The sequence below is a fragment of the Streptomyces sp. NPDC037410 genome (assembly GCF_055602235.1).
Map to the genome: position 1 here is coordinate 51689 of NZ_JBVJWR010000023.1, position 18968 is coordinate 70656.

Annotated in this window: 16 protein-coding genes; 6 read left to right on the forward strand and 10 right to left on the reverse strand. The window is 73.8% G+C overall.

The features are described 5' to 3' along the window. Positions 1–201: 201 nt before the first annotated feature. Both ACZ7HT_RS30520 and ACZ7HT_RS30525 read right to left on the reverse strand, forming a co-directional pair. Entirely contained in the window at positions 202–882 is a 681-nt protein-coding gene (locus ACZ7HT_RS30520) for a GntR family transcriptional regulator (RefSeq protein ID WP_471171777.1), read from the reverse strand. Positions 883–948: 66 nt separating this feature from the next. After that, the gene (locus ACZ7HT_RS30525; RefSeq protein WP_471171778.1) at positions 949–2157 is read right to left on the reverse strand and encodes a CaiB/BaiF CoA transferase family protein; all 1209 of its coding nucleotides are present in this window, start codon (positions 2155–2157) and stop codon (positions 949–951) included. A gap of 283 nt (positions 2158–2440) precedes the next feature. Between ACZ7HT_RS30525 and ACZ7HT_RS30530 the strand changes: the two genes are divergently transcribed. Then, complete coding sequence (locus ACZ7HT_RS30530) at positions 2441–3622, forward strand: acyl-CoA dehydrogenase family protein (protein WP_471171780.1); 1182 nt, start codon at positions 2441–2443, stop codon at positions 3620–3622. Between the two features lie 21 nt (positions 3623–3643). Here ACZ7HT_RS30530 and ACZ7HT_RS30535 read toward each other — a convergent pair whose 3' ends face one another. Together ACZ7HT_RS30535 and yczR are read right to left on the reverse strand one after the other, a co-directional pair. Continuing rightward, positions 3644–4183 (reverse strand): FBP domain-containing protein, encoded by a 540-nt coding sequence (locus tag ACZ7HT_RS30535; RefSeq protein WP_471171782.1) that lies wholly within the window; start codon positions 4181–4183, stop codon positions 3644–3646. Positions 4184–4211: 28 nt separating this feature from the next. Continuing rightward, positions 4212–5681, reverse strand: coding sequence for a MocR-like transcription factor YczR (yczR, locus tag ACZ7HT_RS30540; RefSeq protein WP_471171784.1), 1470 nt, complete (start codon positions 5679–5681; stop codon positions 4212–4214). 266 nt (positions 5682–5947) lie between these two features. Here yczR and ACZ7HT_RS30545 point away from each other — a divergent pair, with 266 nt between their 5' ends. Then, entirely contained in the window at positions 5948–6496 is a 549-nt protein-coding gene (locus ACZ7HT_RS30545) for a universal stress protein (RefSeq protein WP_471171786.1), read from the forward strand. A gap of 17 nt (positions 6497–6513) precedes the next feature. Here ACZ7HT_RS30545 and ACZ7HT_RS30550 read toward each other — a convergent pair whose 3' ends face one another. Next, positions 6514–8031, reverse strand: a complete 1518-nt coding sequence (locus ACZ7HT_RS30550; RefSeq protein WP_471171787.1) for a DUF6777 domain-containing protein — start codon at positions 8029–8031, stop codon at positions 6514–6516. A gap of 146 nt (positions 8032–8177) precedes the next feature. On the opposite strand from ACZ7HT_RS30550, the gene ACZ7HT_RS30555 reads away from it, so the two are divergent. After that, on the forward strand, positions 8178–9512 hold the full coding sequence (locus tag ACZ7HT_RS30555; RefSeq protein WP_471171789.1) for a streptophobe family protein: 1335 nt from the start codon (positions 8178–8180) through the stop codon (positions 9510–9512). On the opposite strand, the gene ACZ7HT_RS30560 is transcribed toward ACZ7HT_RS30555, so the two are convergent. The 3 genes from ACZ7HT_RS30560 to ACZ7HT_RS30570 are packed head-to-tail and all read right to left on the reverse strand — an operon-like array spanning position 9496 to position 13808. Further along, positions 9496–10482, reverse strand: coding sequence for a serine/threonine-protein kinase (locus ACZ7HT_RS30560; RefSeq protein ID WP_471171790.1), 987 nt, complete (start codon positions 10480–10482; stop codon positions 9496–9498). The two genes, ACZ7HT_RS30555 and ACZ7HT_RS30560, sit on opposite strands and share 17 nt — an antisense overlap. Continuing rightward, entirely contained in the window at positions 10479–11210 is a 732-nt protein-coding gene (locus ACZ7HT_RS30565) for a hypothetical protein (protein WP_471171791.1), read from the reverse strand. The genes ACZ7HT_RS30560 and ACZ7HT_RS30565 overlap by 4 nt, the downstream gene beginning before the upstream one ends. Before the next feature lie 30 nt (positions 11211–11240). After that, positions 11241–13808 (reverse strand): FHA domain-containing protein, encoded by a 2568-nt coding sequence (locus ACZ7HT_RS30570; protein WP_471171793.1) that lies wholly within the window; start codon positions 13806–13808, stop codon positions 11241–11243. Between the two features lie 203 nt (positions 13809–14011). Between ACZ7HT_RS30570 and ACZ7HT_RS30575 the strand changes: the two genes are divergently transcribed. After that, positions 14012–14674: a TetR/AcrR family transcriptional regulator gene (locus ACZ7HT_RS30575; RefSeq protein WP_471171794.1), complete on the forward strand. Its 663-nt coding sequence runs from the start codon at positions 14012–14014 to the stop codon at positions 14672–14674. On the opposite strand, the gene ACZ7HT_RS30580 is transcribed toward ACZ7HT_RS30575, so the two are convergent. Together ACZ7HT_RS30580 and ACZ7HT_RS30585 are read right to left on the reverse strand one after the other, a co-directional pair. Continuing rightward, entirely contained in the window at positions 14638–15444 is an 807-nt protein-coding gene (locus tag ACZ7HT_RS30580) for a class II aldolase/adducin family protein (protein WP_471171795.1), read from the reverse strand. The genes ACZ7HT_RS30575 and ACZ7HT_RS30580 overlap by 37 nt on opposite strands. A gap of 184 nt (positions 15445–15628) precedes the next feature. Continuing rightward, positions 15629–16462, reverse strand: coding sequence for a DUF3626 domain-containing protein (locus ACZ7HT_RS30585; RefSeq protein ID WP_471171797.1), 834 nt, complete (start codon positions 16460–16462; stop codon positions 15629–15631). Positions 16463–16626: 164 nt separating this feature from the next. Here ACZ7HT_RS30585 and ACZ7HT_RS30590 point away from each other — a divergent pair, with 164 nt between their 5' ends. Both ACZ7HT_RS30590 and ACZ7HT_RS30595 read left to right on the forward strand, forming a co-directional pair. Continuing rightward, positions 16627–17328, forward strand: coding sequence for a ThuA domain-containing protein (locus ACZ7HT_RS30590; RefSeq protein ID WP_471171798.1), 702 nt, complete (start codon positions 16627–16629; stop codon positions 17326–17328). 187 nt (positions 17329–17515) lie between these two features. Then, positions 17516–18913 carry an NADP-dependent succinic semialdehyde dehydrogenase gene (locus tag ACZ7HT_RS30595; protein ID WP_471171800.1) on the forward strand — a complete coding sequence of 466 codons (1398 nt, stop codon included), beginning with the start codon at positions 17516–17518 and terminating at the stop codon, positions 18911–18913. The last annotated feature ends 55 nt before the right edge of the window (positions 18914–18968 follow it).

Consider the following 18968-nt stretch of genomic DNA (forward strand, 5'->3'; position numbering starts at 1 on the left):
ACAGCACCACCGCACTCCCGTCCACCGCCCGGGCCGAGATGCGCGCCGACCGACGGCGGCCCGTCGAATGGCCGTCGTGGCCACGCTCCTCGTCGTCGCCGGCGCGGTCCGGCGCGCGGATGCCGCGCCCGGTCGGGCCGGTCCCGTACCGGGTCCGCCGGGTGCGCCGGGTGCGCCTGGTCCGCCGGGTCCTCCACGAGGTCAGTCCTTTTCCGGGGCTTTCGCGTCAAGGACCTCGCGCAGCGCGGCCACCGCGTGGGCCCGGTGCTCGTCGAGCCAGCGGACGGTGTTCTCCTCGTCGCCGTGGCGGAGCGAGGAGATGACGGCGCGGTGCTCCCGTATGGCCTGCTTCCGGTGCCCGGACTCGGTGTAGTAGAGCGAGCGGTACGCGTCGGTGGCGTCCCACAGGGTGGTGATGAGGCGGACGAGGCGCGGCATCCCGGACGCCTCGATCAGGGTGAAGTGGAACAGCCGGTTCGCCGCCGCCATCGCGGCCACGTCCCCTTCCTCGGCGGCCCGCTCCACGTCCCGCTGGATCCGTTCGAGCGCGGCGATCGTGCCGTCCGGCGCCCACCGCACGGCCAGGCGGACCGCCTCGGTCTCCAGGATCTGCCGGATCCGGTAGATCTCCTCCAGGTCGTTCAGGGAGAGCTCCGCGACGAAGTAGCCCCGGTGGACGTGATGGACCACCAGGCCCTCGGCCTCCAGTGCCTTCAGGGCCTCGCGCAGCGGCACCCGGCTCACTTCGAACCGGGCCGCCAGGGCCTCCTGGCGGATCGGCCCGCCGGGCCTGAGCTCACCGGTGGTGATGGCGCGCCGCAGTTCCTCCAGGACGAACTGCTGGGCGGTCTGCGGCCGCCGCCTCTGCTCCGCGCTGCTCATCGCCTGTGACCTTCCGTTCCCTCACGTCGCCGGCGGCGGACCCCGCCGCCGGTGCCGACCATCTTCCTACGCGCCGCCGTCCGCCGCTGACGCCCTGTGGACAACTCGTCCCAGCTCCGCGAGCACGCCGTCCGTGTGCTCGCCCAGGCGTGGGGGAGCGGTGCGGTAGGAGGGCGGGGTGGCGTCGAGCCGGATCGGGTGGGCGACCTGTCCGGGACCGGCCGCCGACTCCGGGACGCGCGGCGCGAGCCCCAGCCGGTCGGCGAGCTCGAAGGCGGCCGCCAGGTCGTTGATGGGGCCGCAGGGCACGCCCGCCGCGGTGAGCTCCTCGAACCAGGCGTCGGCGGTACGGCCGGCCAGCGGGCCGGAGAGGGCCTCGACCAGCTCCTCGCGGTGGGCGACCCGGGCCGTGTTCGTCGCGAACCGGGGATCCCCGGCGAGCTCCGGCCGACCGAGCCGCTCGCACAGCGCCGCGAACTGCCGGTCGTTGCCCACGGCGAGGACCAGCGGCCGGTCTCCCGCCTCGAACACCTCGTACGGGGCGATGCTCGGGTGCCTGTTGCCCATCGCGCGCGGCACCACCCCGGCCCCGAGGTGCGCGGCGGCCTGGTTGGTGAGCGCGGAGAGGAGGGAGGTGAGCAGGGAGACCTCGACCCGCTGCCCCTCGCCGGTGCGCTCCCGGTGGCGCAGGGCGGCGAGCACACCGAGGCCCGCGTGGAGGCCGGTGATGACGTCGACCAGGGCCACGCCCGCCTTCGTGCCCTGTCCGTCGGGTTCGCCCGTCACGCTCATCAGGCCGCCCATGGCCTGCACGAGCAGGTCGTAGCCGGGCAGCCGGGCGCCCTCGGCGGTGCCGAAGCCGGTCACCGAGCAGTAGACGAGCCCGGGGTTGCTCGCCCGCACGTCCTCGTATCCGAGGCCGAGCTTCTCCATCGTGCCGGGGCGGAAGTTCTCGACGAGGACGTCCGCGCGGTCCACGATCGCGCGGGCCGTGGCGAGGTCCTCGGGGTCCGTGAGGTCGAGCGACACGGACCGCTTGTTCCGGTTCACGCCGAGGAAGTAGGTGGCCTCGCCGGTGGCGAACGGCGGTCCCCACGCGCGCGTGTCGTCACCGGAGCCCGGCCGCTCGATCTTGATCACGTCCGCGCCGAGGTCGGCCAGGAGCATGGTCATGTACGGCCCGGCGAGCACCCGGCCGAAGTCGGCGACGACGATCCCGGACAGGGCGCCGCCGGTCGGTGGCGTGCCCGGTGTGCCCGGCTGAGCTGCGCGCATGAGGCTTCCCTCGCTCCCGCTGGTGAATACCGGAGACTGGATCCGATAACTCGAGGTCGGATCCAGGCGATTGGAGATTGGACCCAGGAGATTGGATCCAGCCGGTTGGATCCTGGTGGTTGGAGATTGGATCCCGCTGATTGGAGGTTGGATCCAGGTGGCTGGAGATTGGATCCAATCGGACCGTAGGGCTCGGGTGTGGGATTTTCAATACTGGATCCAATATCCGATCTGCCGCTACGCTTCGGCTCGCCGAGTTGCCACAGTCGCCAGGAGGCCGTCCGTGAAGTCGCCGTCCACCCCCGTCCACCCCTTCGACCTGCTCGCCATCGACGGACTCCTGACCGACGAGGAACGGGACATCCGGAACACCGTGCGCGCCGTCGCCGACCGCGAGCTGCGGCCGCACGTCGCCGGCTGGTTCGAGAAGGGCGAGATCCCCGCCCGCGAGCTGGCCCGCACCCTCGGCGGCGCCGGTGTGCTCGGCATGCACCTGGAGGGCTACGGCTGCGCGGGCACCAACTCCGTCGCGTACGGCCTCGCCTGCCTGGAGCTGGAGGCCGTCGACTCCGGACTGCGCTCGCTCGTCTCCGTGCAGGGTTCCCTCGCCATGTACGCGATCTGGAAGTACGGCTCCGAGGAGCAGAAGCAGCGGTGGCTGTCGAAGATGGCGGCCGGCGAGTACATCGGCTGCTTCGGCCTCACCGAGCCGGACGCCGGATCGGACCCGGGCGCCATGCGGACCAACGCGAAGCGGGACGGCTCCGACTGGGTGCTGAACGGCACCAAGATGTGGATCACCAACGGTTCGGTGGCCGACGTCGCCGTCGTCTGGGCGCGGACCGAGGACGGCGTCCGCGGCTTCCTCGTTCCGGCCGGCACCCCCGGCTTCAGCGCCCCCGAGATCAAGATGAAGCTCTCGCTGCGCGCGAGCGTCACCAGCGAACTGGTCTTCGAGGACGTGCGGCTCCCCGCCGACGCGATGCTGCCCGAGGCCCGCGGCCTCTCCGGCCCGCTCGGCTGCCTCAACGAGGCCCGCTTCGGCATCGTCTTCGGCGCGCTCGGCGCCGCCCGCGACTGTCTGGAGACGGCGATCTCCTACGCCAAGGACCGGGTCGTCTTCGCCCGCTCCCTCGCCTCGTACCAGCTGACGCAGCAGAAGCTCGCCGACATGTCCGTCGAGCTCGGCAAGGGCATGCTCCTCGCCGTCCACCTCGGCCGGCTCAAGGACGCGGGCACGCTCACCGCCGAGCAGGTCAGCGTGGGCAAGCTGAACAACGTCCGCGAGGCGATCGCGATCGCCCGCGAATGCCGGACCATCCTGGGCGCCAACGGCATCACCCTGGAGTACCCGGTGCTGCGCCACGCCAACAACCTGGAGTCGGTGCTCACCTACGAGGGCACGAGCGAGGTCCATTCGCTGGTCATCGGCAAGGCGCTCACCGGCGAGCAGGCCTTCCGCTGAGCCCGGACACCCCCGGGTTCCTCAGCCCGCCGTCACCCGGTCGACGAACGCGTCCAGGTTGCCCGTCAGCCGGGCGACCTGCTCGTCGAGGGTGAGCGACTCCTCGTGGCGCCGGGCGCGCAGCTTCGGCTGCCGCCGGCCCCGGACGTAGAGGGAGCAGGCGAGGTCGGCGCAGACGTAGATCCCGACCGTGTTCCCCTCGCGGCCACGGCTGCCGGCCAGCGGCGCCACCAGGAGCGTGACGCCCGAGGACGCGTGCGCCGTCAGGCAGACCTGGCACATGCTGGACTTCACGGCACTGGTGCGGCCGGTGGCCGGGACCCGCAGGGTCACGCCGAGCGGCCCGTCCTCGCGCGGGACGACCAGGTGCGCCCGCAGGGGCGCGCCCGGGTCGACCCAGCCGAGGAAGTCCAGGTCCTCCCAGGGGAGTTCGGCGAAGTCGAGGGGCAGCTTGAGCCGCGCCGCCTCGCCCTTGCTGCAGTTCACGAAGGACGAGCGGATCTGTTTGTCGGAGAGCGCTTCCACTCGGTGGACCGTACACGGACCACCCCGGGCGGGCATCCGAATATGAGGCGGCCCGCCGGGCCGGTCAGGCCACCCAGTCCGGCAGGGCCGGGTCGGCGACGTGCCCCGGGGCGTTCTCCAGGGCCGCCGCGAGCCGCTCCGCCGCCGGTTCGTATACGTCCACGGGCAGCGTGAACGGGATCCGCAGCCGGTGCTCGTGCGTTCCCGGATCCACCCCGAACCGGGCCCCGCCCTCCACCCGTACGCCGTGCCGCAGGGCCCGGGACGCCAGGGCGGAAGCGACCGGCCGGCCCAGGTCGATCCAGAGGCACATCCCGCCCGGCGGCACCTCCCACCGCCACTCCGGCACGTGCCGGGCCAGTGCGTCGCTCAGCGCGGACCGGCGCAGCCGCAGCTCGTCGAGGCGCTGCGGCAGGATCACGTCGAGACGGTCCATCAGGGCGACGGCCACCAGCTGGTCGAGCACGGAACCGGACAGGTCGGCCGTGATCCGGACCCGGGCCAGCTCGGTCACCACCCGGGACGCGGCCCGCACCCAGCCGACCCGCAGCCCGCCCCAGCAGCTCTTGCTCAGCGAGCCGACGGAGACGATCTGCTCACCGCCTCCGCCGCCCGCCGCCGCGGCGAACGGCACCGGCGCGGGCACGTCGAGGGCGATGTCCGTGAGCGTCTCGTCGACGACCAGCCACGTCCCGGTGGCGCGCGCGGACCGGGCGAGCTCCCGCCGCTGCTCCGTCGGCATGAGCCGCCCGGTCGGGTTGTGGAAGTCCGGGATCAGATAGGCGAGACGCGGCGCGGTCTGCCGGAGCGTCGCGTCGACGAGCCCGGAGTCCCAGCCGGCCTCCGTCACCGGGACCGGCGCCACCCGGAGCATGCGCCCGCGCATCGCGTCGAGGGCGTTCGTGTACGAGGGGTTCTCGGCCAGCACCCGGTCGCCGGCCCGGCCGAGCAGCGCGAGCACCAGCGAGACGGCCTGCTGCGCACCTGTCGTGATGAGGATCTGGTCCGGCAGGGTCGGCAGGCCCCGGGCCGTGTAGCGGTCGGCGACGGCGGCGCGCAGCGCGGGCAGCCCGTACGGGTGGTAGCCCTGCGCGCCGGCGTAGCGCGGCAGCTCGGCGGCGGCCGCCGCGAGGGCTGCGGACAGCTCGGCCTCCGGCGCGTGCGGGGCGGCGAGCGCGAGGTCGATGGTCGCGCCGGTGTCGTCCTGGAAGGCCCCGAGCGCGGTGGGCGCCTGCCCGTCCGGCAGCGCGGTCCACGTACCCGCGCCGCGCCGGCTGTGCGCGTACCCGCTCTCCCGGAGCAGGTCGTACGCCCCCGTCACGGTGGTACGGCTCACGCTCAGCACCGCGGCGAGCTCCCGCTCGGCCGGCAGCCGCAGCCGCAGCGCCACCCGGCCGTCGAGCAGCGCCTCCCGCACGGCCCGCGCGAGCTCCCGGTACCCGAAGCGGCCGTCCGGGGGAGGGGTGAGCAGCGACGCGAGCTGGCGGCCCGTCAGGGTCCGGTCCGCGGTGTGGACCACACGTGCCACTGCCATGCCAATCACTCCTTATTGGCTCTGATGTCCGGGCCAATAAGCCTACAGACTCCTCTCCAGTGGCCCTCATGGAAGGAAGGACCGATGTCCGGACACTTCACCGACCGCGACGAGCGGATGTGGCAGCGGCGAGCGGAGGAGCGCGCGGGCCGCCCGATGCCGATCGGAGCCTGGCTCCGATCCCTGCGCGCGAGGCCCGCGGCCCGTACTCCCGCGGAGCCCGGCGCCGCGGCACCGACGCCCGGCGCTCACGCCTGCGAACCGGCATGACCGGCTTGTTCTCGCGGGACGGCGGCCGGGTCGTCGTCGGCGTGACCGGCTCGCTCGCCTCCCTCGCCGCCCTGCGGTACGCGGCCGCCCTCGCCCGCCGCGACGGAAGGGCGCTCCTGGCGGTACTGGCCTGGGAACCCTCGGAGGGGGAGGCGCTGTTCGCCCGGATGCCGGACCGGGCCTGGGCGCGCCTGTGGGGCGAGGACGCCCGGCGGCGTCTGGAGGACGCACTCGCCGACGGGCTCGGCGGAGCCCCCGCGGACCTCCCCTTCGAGATGCGGGTGGTTCGGGGCGCCCCGGCGGGCGTGCTGTGCGCGGCGGCCGCCCGTCCGGGGGACCTGCTGGTCCTCGGCCGGGCGCCGGGCCGGGGCAGGTTCGCCCGGCTCCACCGACGGCCTGTGCTGGGCACGGTCAAGCGCCGTGCGGCCGGGCCGGTGCTGACCGTTCCGGGTCCGGTCCTGCTCCCGGGCGAGGCCCGCGTCATGCGGCGGAACGCCCGTACCTCCGTACCGGAAGGACGGACCGGTACGGAAGTACGCCCCTGACGACGGGGGCCGGTCGCTCAGACGATCGGCGCGGAGCCGGAGCCGGAGCCGGAGCCGGGGCCGGGGCCAGGGCCGGGCGCCGGAGTGGGGGCCGGGCCCGACGCCGAACGCGAGGCGGTACGTGACGCCGAACCCGGCACCGACGCCGATGCGGGGATCGACGCGGAACTCGACGCCGAACCCGGCTTCGATGCCGACGGGAGCCGCGATCCCAGCGGCGACAGCGACCCCACCGGTGAGATCGCCGCCGCCGACTGCTCCGCCTGTTGCTGCGGTGGCGAGCTGTCCGAGGCCGGTTCCGACGCCGGGCTCGACGATTCCGTCGACGGTGACGAGTCCGTCGGGCCGGAGGAGTCGGACGACGGCGACTCCGGGGACGACGATGACGGCGGGGAGAGCGTCGAGGGGCACGGCGACGGGGTGACCCCGTTGCTCGGCGTCGGGGTCTCCGTACCCGTCACCGTCACGCACGGCACGGGCGACGAGGGGGGCGGGCTGGACGGGGAGGCGGACGTGGGCGGCGCAGGGGAGAGCGTGGCCGGCGGTGGAGGCGTCGGCCTGTCGTGCCTGCCCGTGTCGCCGTGGATCCGCGCGAACCAGCCGTCGTCCTCGGTGTCGTACACCACGAAGACGTTCACGACCGTCACCGAGGGCGCCACCACGACGACCTGCTGGGAGCTGAAGCCCGGCCACGCGGTGCCGGTCGTGCGCGGAGCCTTCTGCGCCACCGGGCCGGTGAGCGGATTGCCGCAGGCGCAGCGGACCCGCGGCACGCCGTGGCCGTCGACCATGACCGCCGTGCCCGCCTGGAGCACCGACTGGTAGGTGGTGGCCGCGCCGTCGCGGAAGCCGTGGTTCGTCACCCGGGTGTCGACCCGGAGCTGAAGCGGGGTCAGGGAGCGGAGGTACGCCGGGACGTCGCTCGCCGGGATGCCGGCGACCGAGGCGAAGGCCGCGTTCTTCGCGGGCTCGGCGGAGAGGTAGCGCACCTGCTGCTCGACGTCGCAGCTGGACACCGCCCGCGTACCGCCGTAGAGGCCGGGCGTCGACCCCGACATCTCGGGCACGGTCGAGGCGGTACGGGGCGGCAGCGAGGGCGGCGGTGCGGAGCCGCCGTCGGTGCGGGCCGTCGAGCGGGTGAACGGGTCCGGACCGGTCGCGGCGGCGTTCTGCAGGAACACCTCGCCACCGCCGGATCCCGTCGTGCCGCCCTTGTCGTCGGGGCGGTTGGTGAGGACGACCGCCAGCGCCGCGCCCGCCACGAGCACGGCCGTGATCGAGGCGACCTTCGGGACGGAACGCCACCAGGGGCGGCCGCGACCCTTGCCGCCGCTCCCGTTTCCGGAGTCACCCCCGCTTCCCGAGTCACCGCCACCGGAGCCGCCCCCGCCCCCGCCTCCCGAACCGTCGTGGGGCGGTCCGGGAGGCGGTGGGGGGCCGGCGCTTCCCGGGCGTGTACTCGGGCCCGAAAGGGGGCCCGAGGGGGGACCTGCGGGGGGAACCGACGGAGGGCCGGACGGCGGGTGGGAAGTCACGTTTTTCCCTTTCTTCCGTTCCGCGCCCATTGTGTGCGCCGAACGGTGCCCACCCGCAAGCGGAAGCAAGCCGAAGCAAGCGGAAGCCCGCGGAAGCCCGCCCCGTCCGCAAGCGGGCCCCCGTCCCCGGCACTAGCGTGGGCAGCGTGACGAGCAGTCGGCTCCCCGCCCCCGCGCGGACACCCGCGACCCCGACCGGGCTCTACGCCCGCGTCGTCCTCCAGGCCCTGGCCGCCGTGGTCGCCGGGTTCGTCGCGATGGGCGTCTTCGCCGGGCTCGGCCTCTGGGCCGCGGGCGCCGCCGACCTGCCCAGTGGCTTCGCGTCCGTCCTCGCGGCGGTCGTCGTCATGGCCTCCGGCGGCCAGGTCGAACTCTCCGGCGACGCGGGCGCCCTCGCCGGCACCCAGGCCGAACTGACCGCCATGCCGCTCACCGTCACCCTGGTGGGCGCACTGGTCACCGGTTTCTGCTTCCTGCGCCCCCTGCGCCACCACGCGGTGACCAGCGCCCACGAACTCCTGCTCCGCGCGGCGAGCGTCGTCGTGCTCTGGCTCGCCGCCCTCGCGGGCCTCTCGGCCCTCGCCCGCCACGACTTCCCGATCACCATCGGCGGCGGCAACGCCCAGGACTCCCTCATGGACCTCTTCGGCGAGCTCCTGGACGCCGTGAACCCGACCGTCGGCTTCCGCACCGACCTCGGACCCACCCTCTTCTACGGGCTCCTGTGGATCCTCGGCGTGCTCGCCATCGCCCTCCTCGTCTCCCGCAGGACCCCGCTGCCGTCCCGGCTCCTGCGCTACCAGGAACCCGTCCGGCCCGCGGCCTTCGCGATGCTCCTGCTGCTCCTCGCGTACGTCGTCGTCGGCCTGGTCATCGGGATCGTCGTCGCGGCGGCCAAGGGCCACACCGCGGAGACCCTCGCCGTCCTCCTCCTGGGCCTCCCCAACATCACCTGGCTCGCGCTGGGCGTCGGCATCGGCGGCTCCTGGCAGGGCAAGGTGGAAGGCCCCTTCGGCCTGCCCATGCCGGAGATCCTCGACGCCGTCATGCGCAGCAAGGGCGAAAGCCCGGACCTCTCGACCGTCGACCTGTCCTCGCTCGCCGCCCAGGACGCGCGCGCGTGGTGGCTGCTGCCCGTCGCCGCCGTCCTGGTGCTCGCCGCCGCCTTCGTGGCGGCCGTCCGCTCCCCGGCCCGGATCACGCTCTGGCAGCACTCCCTGCACCTGGGCATCGCCTTCGCGCTCACCATGCTGGTCGCCGCACCGCTCACCCTGGTCGAGGCCCGCTTCGGCCTCTCGGTCATCGGCATCGGCGACCTCGCCTCACTCGGCGGCGAGGTGATCCTCCGCCCGGACGTGTGGAAGACGGCCGGATTCGCGCTCCTCTGGGGCCTGGCCTTCGGCTTCCTCGGCGGCCTCCTCGCCTCCCGGGTCCACCGCAAGGGCGAGGTCGACCAGGCAGGCCCTAGTCCAGCTCCCTGAACACCGGCCGCGCCCACGCGGGCGGCGTGGGCGGCGCGCCGAGCCGGTCCGGCTCCGGCTCCGGCGGTACCACCACCGGGCCGCCGCCGCCCGCGCCCGTCAGGACGGCGCGCAGCTCGGCGACGAACTCCAGGCACGTCCCGTACCGCTCCTCGGGCGTCTTCGCCAGCGCCCTGGCGAACACCGCGTCCGCCGCCGACGGGAGCCCCGGCCGCACCTCGGAGAGCGGGGGCGGCGGATCGTACTGCTGCGCCCACAGCACCGCCCAGTCGGTCTCGCGGCGGAACGGCGGCGCCCCGGTCAAGGTCTCGAAGACCACGCACGCCAGGCTGTAGACGTCGCACCGGCCGTCCACCGGCTTGCCCGAGATCTGCTCGGGCGCCACGTAGTCGAGCGTCCCGACGAACTCGCCCACCGTCGTGAATCCCGTGAGGGACAGCGACTTCTTCGTCAGCCCGAAGTCGGTCAGGTAGACGTGCTCCGGGTGGTCGCCGTCGGTGCCCTCGGCGACCAGGATGTTGCCCGGCTTCACGTCCCGGTGCACCAGGTCGTGCGCGTGCGCCGCGTCAAGCGCCGAGGCGACCTGCACCGCGATCCGCCCCGCCTTCACCGGCGGCAGCGGCCCCTCGCGGTCGAGCAGGGCCACCAGGTCCTGCCCCGCCACGTACCGCATGGCGATGTACAGCACGCCCTCCGTCTCGCCCGCGTCGAAGACCGGCACGATGTGCGGGTGGTCGATCGAGGCGGCGACCCGCGACTCGTGCGCGAAGCGCTTGCGGAAGGTGTCGTTGCGGGCCAGCTCCGGGGCGAGCAGCTTCAGCGCCACCGTCCGGTCGAGGCGCAGGTCGAGCGCCCGGTACACGACCGCCATGCCGCCGCGCCCGATCTCGCCCTCCACACGGTAGCCAGCGATCTCCTTGCCGACGAGACCCGAGGGCCGCCCCGCCGGGATCTCCGGGTCCCCGGTCATCGGCCCTCACCCGCCGGTCCGTTCGGCCCCACGACCTGGGTGGGCGGCGGCCCCGCCGCCACCGCCGGGTCCACCTGGGGGACCACCTGCGTGGGCTCGTATCCCGGCGGGGGCGCCGAGGCCCGCTCACGGGCGTCGTCGCCGGCCTCGTCGGGCGCCTGAGCGGGAGCGGGCGCCTGAGCCGGAGCGGGCGCTTGAGCCGGAGTGGGCGCCTGTGCGGGAGCGGGCGCCGCCGAGGCCGCGTACGTACTGAGTCCGATGCCGTCGCAGTACACCCAGCGCTCGTGCTCCGCGTCGTACAGCCACACCGACTCGCCGTCGACGACCACGCCGGCCCGCAGGCCGCGGGTCCGCAGCCGGAAGCCCTCGCCGTCGAGACGGCCCGCGCCCAGCTCCTCCGCCGCCCGCCGGTACCGCCCGAGCGCGTCCTCGGCGCGGGCGACGAGCGGCCGGGGATCGGCGGTCCTAGTGAGCGGCCGGCCCGCCGCCGGAGGGTCGTCGGGCACGCTCACGAGGAGGCGCGCGTCGACCCACGCGGTCCAGCCGTTGGAGCACAGCACCCGCCCCCAGTCGCCGGACCGCTCCACGAGGCACACCGGCAGGAAGGCGTCGAGGGGCGCCGTGGGCAGCCCGGGATCGGGCGCCTCCCAGGCGGAGAGCCCGGAACGCGGCACCACATGGGTGGGCCGGAAGTCCGGCACGTCGTACTCGGGTACGGGGACGCTCACGGGCTCACCTCCGGTGCGGGGACCACGGGCCTACCTCCGCATGACGACCGGCTCGTGGCGGCGCAGCAGCCGCGCCACGACCAGGCCGAGGACGAGACAGAGCACCACCAGCATGCCCATGTCGAACAGCCAGGCCGCCGCCGTGTGCCGCATCAGCGGATCCGCGGTCTTCGGGCCCGGCGCGATCTTCCCGATGTCGATCGTCGCGCCCATCGCCGCGAACGCCCACCGCGAGGGCACCAGCCAGGCCAGCTGTTCCAGGACCGGCGTGCCGCGCACCTTGAGCAGCGCCCCGCAGAACACCACCTGCACGATCGCGAGGAGGACGAGCAGCGGCATCGTCACCTCCTCCTTGCGGACGAGCGCCGAGACCAGCAGGCCGAGCATCATCGCCGTGAAGGCGAGCAGCGCGACCGCGAGGGTGATCTCCACGAGCGGCGGCATCAGGACGCCCTTGCCGCCGGGCACGTTCAGCGGCACGCCGATCAGGGCCACCAGGGTCAGCACCACGGCCTGCACGACGGTGATCGAACCGAGGACCACCACCTTGGAGGCGAGATAGGCGGAGCGGGACAGGCCGACGGCTCTCTCGCGCCGGTAGATCGTGCGCTCCTTGACCAGTTCGCGTACGGCGTTCGCCGCGCCCGTGAGGACGCCGCCCACGCAGAGGATGAGCAGCACGTTCATCGTCGACTCGGGGTTGAGACTGCCCTCGGAGAGCGCCCGGGCCATCGCGCCCATCACGAACGGCAGCGCGATCATGATGGCGAGGAAGGTCCGGTCGGCGGAGAGCGCCGCCGCGTAACGGCGTACGAGCGTCCGCAGCTGGGAGCCCCAGCTCTGCGCCTTCGGCGGCGGAGCGGGTTCGCCCGCCTCGTGAGCCGGGGCGGCGGGCACGGGGACGTCGGGGCGGACCGTAGCCTCCGCGATGTACCTGCGGTGGAACAGGGAGGACCGGTACTGCCCGGCCCAGTCGCGGTCCCGGTCGTTCTCGAAGGCCTCGAAGGCCTCCGGCCACTGCGTGAAGCCGAAGAAGCCGAGCGAGTCGGCGGGCGGCCCGTAGTACGCGACCCGGCCGCCCGGCGCGAGTACGAGCAGCCGGTCGCACACGTCGAGGCTGAGCACGCTGTGCGTGACCACGACGACCGTGCGGCCGTCGTCCGCCAGGTCGCGCAGCATGTGCATCACGGAGCGGTCCATGCCCGGGTCGAGGCCTGAGGTCGGCTCGTCCAGGAAGAGCAGGGAGGGCTTGGTGAGCAGTTCGAGGGCGACGCTCACCCGTTTGCGCTGACCGCCCGAGAGGCTGTGGATCGGCTGCTCGGCGCGCTCCACGAGCCCGAGCTCCCGGATCACCTCGTCGACCCGGGCCCGCCGTTCGGCCGCCACGGTGTCCTCGGGGAAGCGCAGTTCGGCCGCGTACCCGAGGGCCCGGCGGACGGTGAGCTGGAGGTGCAGGATGTCGTCCTGCGGGACGAGCCCGATGCGCTGCCGCAGCTCGGCGTAGTCCTTGTAGAGGTCACGGCCGTCGTAGAGCACCGTGCCCCGGTCGGCCGGGCGCTGGCCGGTGAGCGCGCCCAGGAGCGTCGACTTCCCGGCGCCGGACGGTCCGACGACCGCGAGGAGGCACTTCTGGCCCACCGGGAACGACACCTCGTCGAGCAGCGTACGGCGCCCTCGGTCGACGGTCACCGCGAGCGAGCGCACGTCGAGCGAGACCTCGCCGGTGTCGGTGAACTCGACGAGCTGCCCGCCGATCAGGCAGAACGCGCACCGGCCGATGCCGACGATGTCCTCAGGCGTCACGCGCGCGTCCACGACGGGGGCGCCGTTGAGGAAGGTGCCGTTGTGACTGCCGAGGTCGTGGATCCAGTACGTGCCGTCGGGATGGGCGCGGAGCTCGGCGTGCCGCCGGGAGACGACCAGGTCGGCGACGACGACGTCGTTGTCGGGCGCGCGCCCGATCCGGATGCTGTGGACCGGCAGCGGCCGCACGGACGTGGGCTGCCGGAAGGTCCCGGTCGCGGCGGGATACGAGACGGAGGGCGGCCGGAGGACCTTGGGCCGGGGTGCGGGGGCGGGTTCCGGGGCGGGCTTCGGCCGGAGGCCGACGGCCGGCGGCTCCGGCAGGGGGAGCGGCGACTCGGGCGGCAGCCCCTCCACGACCGCCGGGGAGGGCGGCGCCTCGGGCGGCACGTCCCGTACGGCCTCCGGGGGAGGCGGGGGCGGCAGCAGGGGCGGGTCCTGTACGCCGGGCGGTTCCGCGTCCCGGGCCGGGGCGCCCGTCGAGAGCACCGCGCGCGGTCCGTCGGCCGGATGCCCGAACCGTACGACCGTCCCGGCACCGACCTCCCGCGCGGAGGCGAGCCGCCGACCGTCCGCGAACGTGCCGTTCGTACTGCCCTCGTCCGCCAGGGTCCAGTGGCCGCCGGCGGCGCTGAGCACCGCGTGGTGCCAGGACGCCCGGGCGTCCGCGAGCACGATGTCGCTGGTGGGGTCGCGCCCGATGCGATAGACGCGGCTCGGTTTCATGAGCGTCGCGTCCCCGTCGATCTCGAGGACAAGATCGGGCGCCGCGGGCACGACGGGCCGCTCTGCCATGCGTGAATCTTATCCGCCGGTGCCGACGGCCGCCCGGGAAGAAGCCGTCGGTGCTGGTCGCCGCCCAGGAAGAGCCGTCGGTGCTGGTCGCCGCCCCGTGCGGAGCCGTCGGTGCTGGTCGCCGCACGTGAAGGCGACGCCGGTAAGGTGGGCGTCCGCCGCGCGAGCGGCCTCAGGGCCTGTCTGACGAGGAGGACGCACCCGTGCCGAAAGGTGTCACCAGGCGGCGGCCCCGTACCCGCGCGGCGCTCCTGCAGGCCGCCCTGGAGACCTTCGCCGAGCACGGCTTCCACGCGACGACGATCGAGCAGATCTGCGAGGCCGCCGGCTATACGCGGGGCGCGTACTACTCGAACTTCGCCAGCAAGGAAGAGCTCTTCCTCGCCCTCTTCGACGAGCACAGCGAGCGGACCGTACGACGCCTCGCCGAGTCCATCGACGCGCTGACCCCCGACGAGTACACCCTGACCCGGCTCGCGGAGCTCGCCGCCCGCGTCGAACCGGACGAGCGCGCGTGGTACCTCGTCACCACCGAGTTCACCCTGCACGCCATCCGCGATCCGCAGGCCGCCTGGGTGCTCGCCCGCCACGACGAGCGGCTGCGGGCCGAGATCGCCCGCGGCCTCACCCTCGTACTGCGCCGGGCCGGGCGCGAACTGACCGTGGAGGCCGACCGGTTCGCCCGCCTCCTGATCGCCCTGCGCGAGGGCGGTCTCGCGCAGAGCTACGTGGAGCCCGCCGAGCTGCCGCCCGGCACCCTGGAACGGCATTTCCTCGTCCCGCTCCTGGAGGCGACGACGCGCGAGCTCCCCGACCAGGGCCCCGAGGGTCAGTCGAACAGGTCGGGGTCGGACGCGGTGATCTGATCCCACAGCGGGCGCGCCTGGAACCAGCCGGCCAGGTGTCCGCCGATCTGCCCCCGGGTGACGAGGGCCGTCTCGCGGTCGATGAGCTGCGGAGTTCCGGCCGCCATCGCGAGGAGCTGCGCCTGGCAGGAGCGCTCCATGGTGACGAACCACCACACGGCCTCGGCGACCGAGTGGCCGACGGTCAGCAGCCCGTGGTTCTTGAGGATGACCGCCTTGTGGTCGCCGAGGGCCTTGGCGACCCGCTCGCCCTCCTCGGTCTCGTTCACGACGCCCCGGTAGTCGTCGTAGATCCCGTGGTCCTCGAAGAACGCGCAGGCGTCCTGGGTGATCGGGTCGAGCGGGATGCCGAGGCTGGAGAAGGCCTTGCCGTGCAGGGAGTGCGAGTGCGCGGCGGCGATCGCGTCGGGGCGGGCGGCGTGGACCCGGGAGTGGATGACGAACGCGGCCCGGTTCACCGGCCGGCGCCCTTCGAGGACGTTCCCCTCGTGGTCGACCAGGATCAGGTCCGAGGCCTTGATCTGGGTGAAGCTCATGCCGAACGGGTTGACCCAGAAGGCGTTCGGGTCGCCGGGGTCGCGGACCGTGATGTGCCCGGCGACGCCCTCGGAGAAGCCGAACCTCCCGAAGATCCGGAACCCGGCGGCGAGCTGCTCCTTGCGGTACGCGCGTTCCTCCTCGACGGACTCGAAGGTGGGCGGCAGCGGGATCACGGCCCCGTCGGGCAGGGGCCCGACGGCGGCGGCGATCGCGGGAGGCACGGTGCTCATGACGGCTCCTCGGTGAGCGTGACGCGGGGGTGGTACGGGGCGGTGGCGCACGGCGGTGGTGCGGGGCGGTGGTGCACGGCAGTGATGCACGGCGCGCCAAAAGATACAGAGATGTATCCGATACGCCAATGCATCGGATGGCTGTGTGGCGTACGGCTCACGGCACCCGGGTCGGGCTGCGCGTTCAGCTCGTCGGAGCCCCGAAGCTCGTCGGCGCCCCGAACCGCGCCAGGTAGTGCCAGACCTTCTTCACGTCCTGCTGGTCGTACCGCCCCGACCCCGCCGCCTCCTGCACGATCCGCGGGTCGAGCACACCGTCGACGGCGATCCGGGCCGCGAGCTCCACGTACTCCGGCCCCCGGAATTCGGGGTGCCGCCGCAGCTCGTCGACGGAGACGCGGAATCCTCCGTGCCACTCCACGGGACACGCCAGCCGCCGCGCCGCTTCCTCCACCTCCGTACCCCGGTGGCTCGGGTCCAGAACCAGCGCCTCCACGTCCCGTCCGATCACGACGGGGCCGTGGACCTGCGCCTCGATGTAGTCGTCGAGCGGGTCCTTCTCGTCGGCCTCGGCGAGGGCGATCAGCCGCATCCGGGACGCGACGCCGAAGTCCTCCGGCTCCAGGAAACTGTCCGGGTAGCAGAAGCTCGCGCGGGCCACGGCGGCCGCCGTGAGCCGCAGATGGGCGGAGCCGAAGCGGGGAGCGGCGCCGAAGGGGCGGCGGCGGAAGTCGAGGGCGCCGTACACCGGGCGGGTGTCCGCCGGGGCCGCGTCGTACGCTCCGCCGAAGATGCGGCTCTCCCAGCGCCAGCGGTCCCCGCCGGGGCGGGCGGTGAGGCCGCCGTTGCTCGTACCGGTGACGAACTGGGAGCGGTAGACCCCGTCGTCCGCGAGCCGGTCCAGGAAGTACGGATGGAAGGTGAGGGTGACGCGCAGGCCCGGGTCGAGCGGAGTGCCGGCGGAGCGGTCGGCGACGTGTGCGAGGGCCTGCCGGGCATGATCGTGAAGGGGCGTCATCGGTGCAGTGTGCGGGAGGGGAGGGGGTTGCGGCGCGCGGTTTTCGCTGGCTACGGTCGCGGGTGAGGGGGAAAGCGCTTTCTCCCTCCTTTCGCCCTTTCGCAGGACCCATCAGCCCCGTACCCCGTACCCCGTACCCCGCCCCCCGCCCTGGAGCCCACCGCGTGACCACCGCCGACGTCCTGATCTACACCCGTACGACGGGCTACCGCCACGACTCGATCCCCGCCGGCGCCACCGCCCTCGTCGAGCTGGCGGCGGAGCTCGGACGGGCGGCCGAGGTCACCGAGGACCCGGCGGCCTTCACCCCGGAACGCCTGGCGGGGTGCGCCGCCGTCGTCCTCCTCTCCACGACCGGCACCGTCCTGACGCCCGGGGGACGCGCCGCCTTCGAGGCCTACCTCCGGGGCGGCGGCTCCCTCCTCGCCGTCCACGCGGCCGCCAACGCCGAACCGGACTGGCCCTTCTACGGCGAACTGCTCGGCACCCGCTTCGACGGCCACCCGGAGATCCAGCCGGGCACGGTCCTCGTCGACGACCGCGACCACCCGGCGACCGCGCCGCTCCCGGAGCGCTGGGACCGGACGGACGAGTGGTACAACTTCACCTCGGACCCCCGGGACGCGGGCAGTCCCGTACGGGTCCTCGCCCGAGCCGACGAGACCACCTACCGGGGCGGCACGCACGGCGCCGACCACCCGCTGGTCTGGTGCCGGGGGATCGACCGGGGCCGCGTCTTCTTCACCGCCCTGGGACACGCGTCGGAGGCGTACGGGACCCCGATCTTCAGAGCCCACCTCAGGGGAGCCCTGACCTGGCTGACAGCCGGCTACGACGCCGGCGGCACGCCCGCACGGTCCTCGTGACGGCGCGGGCCGCCGAAGTGAACCTGAGCGGACGGGTGCCGGACGGGTGCCGGACGGGTGCCGGCCGGGTGCCGGACGGGTCACCCCACCGCGTCACCCCTGTTGCGCCGCGCCCCCGGGAGAGCGGAAGGTTACGGACGGGGGCCGACGGCAGGAAGCGGGGGCCGATGGCAGGAGGAGACACGTCATGGGCATCGCCACCGTGAACCCGGCGACCGGCGAGACGCTGCGCATCTACGACGCCCACGGGCCCGAGGAGGTCGAGCGGCGCATCGCCGCCGCGCACGAGGCGTACCGCCAGTACCGCACGACGCCCTTCGCCGAACGCTCCCGCCTCCTGCGCGTCGCCGCGACCCTCCTCGACGAGGACAACGAGGACATCGCCCGCACGATGACCACGGAGATGGGCAAGCCGATCGCCGCCGCGCGCGCGGAGGCCGCCAAGTGCGCCAAGGCCATGCGCTGGTACGCCAAGAACGCGGAGCGGCTGCTCGCCGACGAGCACCCGGCCGAGAGCGACGTCCAGGACTCCGGCGCCGACGTGGCCCGGGTCCACTACCGGCCCCTGGGCCCGATCCTCGCCGTCATGCCGTGGAACTTCCCGCTCTGGCAGGTGATCCGCTTCGCCGCGCCCGCGCTCATGGCGGGCAACACCGGCCTCCTCAAGCACGCCTCCAACGTGCCGAGGACCGCGCTCTACCTCGGCGACCTGTTCCGCCGCGCCGGCTATCCCGACGGCTGCTTCCAGACCCTCCTCATCGGCTCCCGCGACGTCGAGGCTGTGCTGCGGGACCCCCGCGTGGTGGCGGCCACCCTCACCGGCAGCGAACCGGCCGGCCGGGCCGTCGCCGCCGTCGCGGGCGACGAGGTGAAGAAGACGGTCCTGGAGCTCGGCGGCAGCGACCCGTACATCGTCATGCCCTCCGCCGACATCGTCGGAGCCGTGAAGACCGCCGTCACCGCGCGCGTGCAGAACAACGGGCAGTCCTGCATCGCCGCCAAGCGGTTCATCGTCCACCAGGACGTGTACGACGACTTCTCGGAGCGCTTCACCGCCGCCATGAACGCCCTCACCGTCGGCGACCCGCTCGACGAGTCCACCGACGTCGGCCCCCTCGCCACCGAGCAGGGCCGGGCCGACGTGGAGGCGCTCGTCGACGACGCCGTCGCGCGCGGCGCCGCCGTCCTGTGCGGCGGACAGCGCCCGGAGGAACCGGAGCTCCGGAGCGGCTGGTACTACCGGCCCACGGTCCTCACCGGCATCACCCCGGACATGCGGATCCACCACGAGGAGGCGTTCGGCCCGGTCGCCACCGTCTACCCGGTCCGCGACATCGAGGAGGCCGTGGCCGTCGCCAACGACTCGCCGTTCGGCCTGAGTTCCAACGTCTGGACGCGCTCCCAGGAGGACGTCGCGTTCTTCGTCCGCGACCTGGAGGCGGGCGGCGTCTTCGTCAACGGCATGACGGCCTCGCACCCGGCGCTGCCCTTCGGCGGCGTCAAGCGCTCGGGATACGGGCGGGAGCTCTCCGGCCACGGCATCCGCGAGTTCTGCAACGCGACCACGGTCTGGCAGCGCGCCTGACCCGCCCGGTCCGGCAGCGCGCTTGCCCCGCCCCGGTCCGGCAGCGCGCCCGATG